Source organism: Streptomyces sp. HPF1205 (assembly GCF_020400825.1).
Lineage (GTDB): Bacteria > Actinomycetota > Actinomycetes > Streptomycetales > Streptomycetaceae > Actinacidiphila.
Genome location: NZ_JAINVH010000107.1, coordinates 1 through 1,345, shown reverse-complemented (window position 1 = coordinate 1,345; position 1,345 = coordinate 1). Strand labels below are relative to the sequence as shown.

General features: G+C 68.5%; 1 protein-coding gene. It reads right to left on the bottom strand.

All coding sequences use genetic code 11. The features are described 5' to 3' along the window. On the bottom strand, window positions 1-1,345 hold a 1,345-nt coding region (locus tag K7G61_RS35835; protein WP_225851335.1), incomplete at both ends, for a beta-ketoacyl reductase.

Here is a 1,345-nt window from a genome sequence, read left to right as displayed (position 1 = left end):
ATCCACCGTCACCGCCGGCCCCTCCAAACCAAACGTGTACGCAATACGCCCCGAAATCACACTCGGCGTATTCCCCGTCAGCAAATGCCCCTCCACCCCCTCAGGAACACTCACCAACCCCGTCCCATAACCAGAAGCCGCCGCCCCCACGAACACACCCGTCGCCGACCCCCGCACACCACCAGGATCAATCCCCGCACGCTCCAAAACCTCCCACGTCACCTCCAACAACAACCGCTGCTGCGGATCCATCGCCAACGCCTCACGCGGCGAAATCCCGAAAAACCCCGGATCAAAATCCGCCACCCCCGACACAAACCCACCACCACGCGCATACGTCGAACCCGCACGCACCCCCTCAGGGTCGTACAACCCCTCCACATCCCACCCACGATCAGCGGGGAAGTCACCAACCGCATCCCCACCACCAACCACCAACCCCCACAACCCCTCCGGCGAATCCACCCCACCCGGGAACCGGCACGCCATCCCCACCACCGCCAACGGCTCCCCCACACCCAAGGAATCCGACGAACCCACCACGCCCACCGACGCCGCCGTGCCGGCCGCCCCGGCCACCACACCGCCCGCCAACTCCCCCACCACAAAACCCGCCAACGCCCGAGGAGTCGGATAATCAAAAACAAGCGTCGCAGGCAACCGCAAACCCGTCGCCTGATTCAAACGATTCCGCAACTCCACAGCCGTCAACGAATCAAACCCCAACGCCTTGAACGCCCGGCCCGCATCCACCGCCTCAACCGACCCATGCCCCAACACCCCCGCCGCAGCACCACGCACCAACTCCAACACCACCCCCTCACGCTCCTCAACACCCAACACCGCCAGACGATCGGCGAGCGACGCCCGGCCGCCGGCCGCGCCCGTCGTGACGACACGCCGGGTACCGCCGCGGACGAGGCCGCGCAGCACAGGGGCCACTGCCCCGGCGGCGGCCTGGCCGCGCAGGACACCGAGGTCCACGCGGAGCGGGACGAGCGCGGGGTCGGGGGAGGTCATACCGGCGTCGAGGAGGGAAAGCCCCTCGGTGCGGCTGAGCGGCAGAAAGCCGCCGCGCGCCATGCGCTTGACATCGGCGTCGACAAGGGCGGCGGTCATGCCGCCGGACTGCTCCCACGGACCCCAGGCCAGCGAGGTCGCCGGAAGACCAAGGGCGTGCCGGTGCTCGGCGAGAGCGTCCAGATAAGCGTTGGCGGCGGCGTAGTTGCCCTGTGCGGTGCCGCCGAGGGTGGCGGCGGCCGAGGAGAACAGGACAAAGCACGCGAGGTCCTGGTGCTTCGTCAGTTCGTGCAGGTGGTGGGCGGCGCGGGCCTTGGGACCCCAG